The organism is Novosphingobium sp. ERW19, from assembly GCF_012641315.1.
GTDB lineage: Bacteria > Pseudomonadota > Alphaproteobacteria > Sphingomonadales > Sphingomonadaceae > Novosphingobium.
Genome location: NZ_JABAIC010000028.1, coordinates 1 through 5623, shown reverse-complemented (window position 1 = coordinate 5623; position 5623 = coordinate 1). Strand labels below are relative to the sequence as shown.

The following is a 5623-nucleotide window of genomic DNA, read 5'->3' as shown; positions in this document are numbered from 1 at the left end:
GCGTGCGCCTCGGCCTCGTCGGAGCTGGTCCTCGCTTCCCGCGCCAGGGCTTCGGCTCTGGCGCGGGCATTCGCGGACAGCGCGTCGGCATCGGGGGCACCGGCACTGGCCCGCGCCCGGATAGCGGCCAGATCGAGGTCCGGTTCGGCCGTCTGCGCCGAGGCGCCAGCCAAAGCAGCGAGGCTGGAAAGCGATGCGACGACAAGAAGATGAGGAAGTTTGTTCATAGCGCACAGCAATTCCGCTTGCGCCAGACCAGGTAGCCCATGTCCTCGCCAATGGCGGGATAGACCTGGCCTGCCGACATGAAGGTGGTGGAGGCACCGAGGGCTGCGCAGGCGTAGCGGCCCTTGGTCTGCGGATTGGGATTGGTGGCCTGGAAGCGGTACTGCTGCTTGCGCATCACCGGCATCAGGTACTTGCCGCAAAGCCCTTTGCTGCCCATCGTCCCCCAAGCGACGAGTTCGCGGTGGAGCTTGTAGGAGAAGCGGGCGAGCGCGAGCCGCGATGCCTGCACATGGCCGATCGTTGCCGAGACATTGCCGTTGAGCGGATACATCGTGCCCTGGCAGCCCGCGCACCAGAACAGCTCATCGGTCGGCAGCTTGGCCGTTGCCGCCACGCAGTCCGCTGCACAGGCGGCAAGCGCCAAGGGATTGGCGAAGAGGACCGCCTCGGGATTGATGATCGCGGTTAGCTCGCTGTCCTGCCACAGCGGATCAATCTCGGTGATGTAGAGGATGTCGATCGAGCCGGACTCGAGGCACAGGAAATCGGCGACGATCTCCATCCAGTAGATCAGCGGATAGGCATACCAGTGGACATGCCACTGCGAGTTGTACTGGGTGTTGCCGCCAACCGCCGATGGCCCCGCCATCGACTTGAAGCCGATGTCGAACCCCGGATCGAGCTTCATCCCGCCCAGATTGACGAAGCACCATGGCTTCATGCTGACATCGGCGAGCCGCACCGGCTCCCAGAACCCCATCGCGATGCCGGGCCGCAAACCGCAGAGGCAAACGGGGAGAGCCGGGTTGCTCGGATCGGGACGGCTCGACGGCCAGATCTTCAGGCCACCGATCGAGATCGGAAACAGGCACGACCAGCAGATGTCCGTGATCGGATTGACGAACTTGCCAGTGCAGCGCCCGGGGCCGGCCGCAGCCTGGGCAGGAGCACTGGACACGACGCTCAGGCTGGTGAGCAGAAGTGCTCCGCAAAGCCATGACAGAAGGCGTTTTTTCTTGCTCATGACGGCGCACGCTCCTTGAGAGGCACGGGCTGCTCGGTGATGTTGAGCGCGCAGCCCTGCTGCTCGACGGTTGCGGGCACCGCGCGAATGCCGAAGTGTTTCACCAGCGTGCCGCCCTGATCGAAGTAGAAACGCCGCTGACGGGCCTTCATGAGTTCGAGCGGCGCACCCCGTACGAGGATGAGCTTCGCCTTTGTGCTGGCATAGCGGCGGGTGGCCCAGGCGAGCTGCGCCGGGTCGTCCCCGTCGAGAAAGACGAGGGGGGCGCGCAGCGGCACGGTATCGAGCGGATTGACCCGCGTGCCTGCGGCAATGATGACCCGGCCCTTGTCGTCGGCAATGTCGCGCGGGGTGGTGATCGTCGGATCGAAGCGCCAGCTGCGCAGCGCCGAGGCGAGGGACACACCCGCGACAGGCTCTGGCCGGTTGACCCGGGCGATTGTCCGCCGCTCCAGCTCTTCGTTGAGACGGGCCGTTTCGCCGGTCTTCTCAAGCTGGGTGAGCCTGGCATGGATCTGCTGAAGCAGGTCCGGTTCGATGACCGGCCATACCGCGCCGTGCTGGCCGTAATCGCGAGCCATTGCCTGTGGTGCGATGGCCAGCGCCAGCGCAGTGGCGCAAACGGGCAAAGTGAGGAGCCTCACAGGATCGGCCTCCCGACCCCGAGTATGCGCGGCCCACAGATCCAACCGATCGCGGCATAGCGGCTGTCAAAGCCATCCTTGTGTTCGCTGGTGACGAAGTAGCAGCCTTTCGGCACGCGCCCCGTAGGTCCAAGCGCCAGCGGTTCGCCGAGGCGGCTCTCAAGCTTGGCCTTGGCCACGGCCTCACCGTTGACGAAGTAGATGCGGTTTTGCTCGGTGATGATGTCGCCCGGAACACCGCTCACACGCTTGCCGAACGGCTTGGGCTTCGCCCCGAAATGCTTGACCAACAAAGGCGAGGTGGGCGGGTCGAACAGGATTATATCCCCGCGATGCACGGGTGCCCCCCGCGTTACCCAGATGGCCCAGTAGGGCAGGCTGGGGCTCACATTGATCATGAGCGCATGGCCCTGCGCGAAGGCGGCAAGCGAGGAGAGCGCCAGCGCCCCGGCGCCGAGCCCGCCCCAAAGCACGAGCCGCCGCGCCGAAGCTGAGCGGATCAAGAGATCAGCGGGCTGCATCGGGAATGGCTCCCATGCGGCGCACGACGTCGGCACGCACAGACCCGGTCAGGTCCGGCGTGCTCCCGGCGACCACTGCTTCGGCAACCAGAACTGTCCGGCCTTCGCGGCCGAGCTTTTGTACCGAGGCTTCCACGGCCTTGAGGTAAGCCTGGACGCGCAATCTGGTTTCTTCAGGCGGCCGACCGGCACGTGCTTCGGCTTCGATGAAGTCGCCCATGATCCGGCTCAGCTGGACCGTGACGACCTCGCGTTTTTCGAGGGTGAGCAGCTTGTCCGTTGCCCAGACACCCCACAGCACCTGACCGACCATGCCAGCGCCGACCACGACAGCGGTGAGATTGATCGCTGAAAGCCGCCCCCGCAAGCTCGATGTTGCCAGAATGTTCTTCACGGCTTTTCTCCCGAAAGTTCGCGGTCGAGATCGCGGATGAAGCGCGGCATGCGCCACACGACGACGAGCGTCGCGAGACCGATCAGAACGAAGTTGCACTGGCCGAGGAATGTCACGCGCCGTGCGAGGTCGGCCGCCAGGAAGCGGTCACCGAGATTGGCAACATGGGCGAAGAAGGCATCGGGACTGCCGCCTGACAACAGCAGGAAGAACAGCAGCGGCAGGCCCAGTGCCATCAGATAGGATGAGCCGAGAAACAGGCAGCCGCGAAGCAGGATGTAGCAGCCATCGGCCATGCGCGAGCGCAAGGTCTGCACCTGCGGGCTGACGGGCTGTTCGTCTTCGGACGGGTCGGTCCGGTCGAACGGGGTGACGAGGTGGAGAGGCATGGAGATAGGGATCCTTTGGTGATGGGGTGTCAGCGGTTGGGATGAGCGATGCGCTCGATGGCATCGGCGAGCTGGTGCCCGCGCGCGATCTCGGCATCGATGGCGGCGAAGGTTTGGGGCGAACTCGAGAAGAGCGTTGCCGAATAGTCATCGAGCACGAGCCGCCCGATCGCCTCGGTCTCCGGCCCCTTAATGAACACCTCGGAATAGTCGCTCCCGGAGCGCTTAAGACTGCGGATCAGCGTCTCGGTGCGATCGTCCATATCGAGGCGCTTGCTGGCCTTGAAATCGGCGATCGTCTCCGGCTTTTGCTGAAGGATCAGCATCCAGTCGCTGTTCTCGAGCGCCGCCGTAGCCCCGTCCGACTTGTAGTAGTCGTTGAGCGACTGGGTAGCGGTCGCCAGCGCGCCGCCATATTTGCGGCAGGTGCGGGCGTAGGTTTCGACGAATTCACCCATCGAGCCGCCCTTGAGCATCGACCAGGCTTCATCGATCAGCAGAAGCTTGCGCAGCGACCTTGGGCTTCGCGTCATTGCCTGGCTGGTCATGAACATGATGGCTGAGAGCACGACGCTGCGCAGATCCTCCCGGCTCGCGAGGTCGGACATCTCGAAGACCGTGAAGTCCGCATCGAGGTCGAGGCTTGCCTGGCCTTCGAAGAAGGCGCCGTAAGTTCCGCCCGCCATGTAGGGGGTCAGCGCGGTTGCGATGTCAGCGGCAGTGTCATGGCCGAGACTGGCCAGCATCTCGCCGACGGTCGTAACTGTGGCTGCCGCGCCGTGCTGCGCCCAGACAAGGTTGACCGCCCGGTCGATCAATCCGCGCTCAGTATCCGTCAGCTTCGCGCTGTGGCGAGCCATTTGCCCGACGATGGCCTTGATCATCCCGAAGCAGTCGAGGCGGTAGTCCTCGTCTTCGGCGGCGCGGGTCGCATCGATCATCGAGAACGGGTTGAGGCAGAAGCCCGCTGCGATCGTGAACTCGACAAAGCGGCCGCCCTGCAGCTTGACCGAGTGCTCGAAGCTGCGGCCATCGTCGATCACGACCACCTGTGCGCCGGCACCGCGCAGCGCGGCGCACATCTCCTGGAGCAGCACCGACTTGCCCGATCCCGACTTGCCGCAGATCGCGACATTGTGGTTGCCGGCCTCGTTCTCGAACGGCGACCAGAAGAAGGGCTGGCCGCGCCGCCCGACGAACAGCAGGTGGGGGTGGGCGCTGCCGAGATACTCGCCCTGCATGGGCGCGATATTAGCTGCGGTCGTCGACAGCACAGTCTTGAACCGCTTCAGCCGCTCCATGTCGGTGCCGAGCCCGTCAGCCAGGGTGAGCGGCATCGCGGCGAGCAATCCCTGGATCTGGAGGTAGCGCTCGTCGGTAAGGTCCCAGCCCGCCGCCTTGTAGATCGATTTGATCGCGCGTTCGTGGCGGTCGCCCTGGCCTAGCGGCGAATAGGCCGTCACGCCGTAGAAGACCCGCACGAGCCGGCGGCCTTCCTGAAGCTCGGCCTGAACATGCTGCCACTCGGCGGCCTGTTCGCCGATCCGAGGCAGGAACCGCGCGCTGCGGGTCCCGGCGAGGCTGGTCGTCCGCATGAACTTGAATCCGGCCTTCGCCGATGCAGCCTCCTGGTCCGGATAGACGAGACACAGCATGGTGGCGGCGGGGCAGGGGAAGCGCAGCTTGTCGGTGAACAGGTCTCCGATCAGCCGCGCGCATTCCCACGGGGCCCAGCGCGATGGCATGTTGCGTACGGCAAAATGCCGGACATCGAAGGCATCGGGATAGACGGTCCCGATGTGGGGCACGCCGTCATTGACCTTGCCGGTAGGGCGGAAACGCTCGGTCGCGAGCCGCATGCGATCTTCAGCCACCACCAGTTCGATGTCGTGGCGGATCGCCTGGGCGGCGATTGGATCATTCGGGTTGTAGGGCACCGCATCGTCCTGCGGGGCGGTGGTGGGCGAAGTCAGATCATCGATGACAGCGATGAGCGCTTCCGGCCCGACTTCGACCACGCCAAGATTGAGCGACTTGAGCATCGCCACCAGGCCATCGCGGGTCTGCTTGAGATCCTCATTGCTGACCGACTTGGAGGTCGGCACCCCAACCGAGACGATGACCTGGTGATGCCGCGCATGGAAGGGCGCGTCCGGCGAGCCGGACTCCCATACGAGCGAATAGAGTCGCCGCGCCCGGTGCCGGGCAATCGCCTCGTACACGCCGCCCTGGATGTACCGAGGGGCAAACCACGGGGCTATGATCCTGCTGATGCGCGGGCTTGCAAGGTGGAGCACCTGAAGGCAGGCGCCTGGTGGCAGGCCTTCCGAGAAGAACTGTCCCAGGATTTCCCCGGTGCGCTCGTCGGCTCCGATCAGCGGCGTAACCGAAAGGACAAAGCCCTTCGAGCGTGCGTTGAAGTA

6 protein-coding genes and 1 pseudogene are annotated in these 5623 nt (G+C 64.8%); all 7 read right to left on the bottom strand.

Annotated elements, in window-relative coordinates; translation table 11 throughout:
* Nucleotides 1–227: pseudogene (locus HGI46_RS21665) on the bottom strand (conjugal transfer protein TrbC); the annotation flags it as partial.
* The gene (gene traU / locus HGI46_RS21660; protein WP_168905815.1) at nucleotides 224–1252 is read right to left on the bottom strand and encodes a conjugal transfer pilus assembly protein TraU; all 1029 of its coding nucleotides are present in this window, start codon (nucleotides 1250–1252) and stop codon (nucleotides 224–226) included. The gene traU and the pseudogene HGI46_RS21665, both read right to left, overlap by 4 nt.
* Nucleotides 1249–1896 (bottom strand): type-F conjugative transfer system protein TraW, encoded by a 648-nt coding sequence (gene traW / locus HGI46_RS21655; RefSeq protein ID WP_346766794.1) that lies wholly within the window; start codon nucleotides 1894–1896, stop codon nucleotides 1249–1251. The genes traU and traW overlap by 4 nt, the downstream gene beginning before the upstream one ends.
* The gene (locus HGI46_RS21650; protein ID WP_066554231.1) at nucleotides 1893–2417 is read right to left on the bottom strand and encodes a S26 family signal peptidase; all 525 of its coding nucleotides are present in this window, start codon (nucleotides 2415–2417) and stop codon (nucleotides 1893–1895) included. The genes traW and HGI46_RS21650 overlap by 4 nt, the downstream gene beginning before the upstream one ends.
* Nucleotides 2404–2811 carry a type-F conjugative transfer system protein TrbI gene (locus HGI46_RS21645; protein ID WP_168905814.1) on the bottom strand — a complete coding sequence of 136 codons (408 nt, stop codon included), beginning with the start codon at nucleotides 2809–2811 and terminating at the stop codon, nucleotides 2404–2406. The genes HGI46_RS21650 and HGI46_RS21645 overlap by 14 nt, the downstream gene beginning before the upstream one ends.
* A complete protein-coding gene (locus tag HGI46_RS21640; RefSeq protein WP_168905813.1) occupies nucleotides 2808–3200 on the bottom strand; it encodes a hypothetical protein in 393 nt (130 codons plus the stop codon). Before HGI46_RS21640 ends, HGI46_RS21645 begins: the two co-directional genes overlap by 4 nt.
* A 29-nt stretch (nucleotides 3201–3229) precedes the next feature.
* Nucleotides 3230–5623, bottom strand: a 2394-nt coding sequence (gene traC, locus HGI46_RS21635; protein WP_168905812.1) for a type IV secretion system protein TraC, incomplete at its 5' end; no start/stop codon positions are given.

Coding starts and splice junctions, on each gene's coding strand:
- traU (WP_168905815.1), bottom strand. CDS start 1,252: ATGAGCAAGAAAAAACGCCTTCTGTCATGGCTTTGCGGAGCACTTCTG.
- HGI46_RS21650 (WP_066554231.1), bottom strand. CDS start 2,417: ATGCAGCCCGCTGATCTCTTGATCCGCTCAGCTTCGGCGCGGCGGCTC.
- HGI46_RS21640 (WP_168905813.1), bottom strand. CDS start 3,200: ATGCCTCTCCACCTCGTCACCCCGTTCGACCGGACCGACCCGTCCGAA.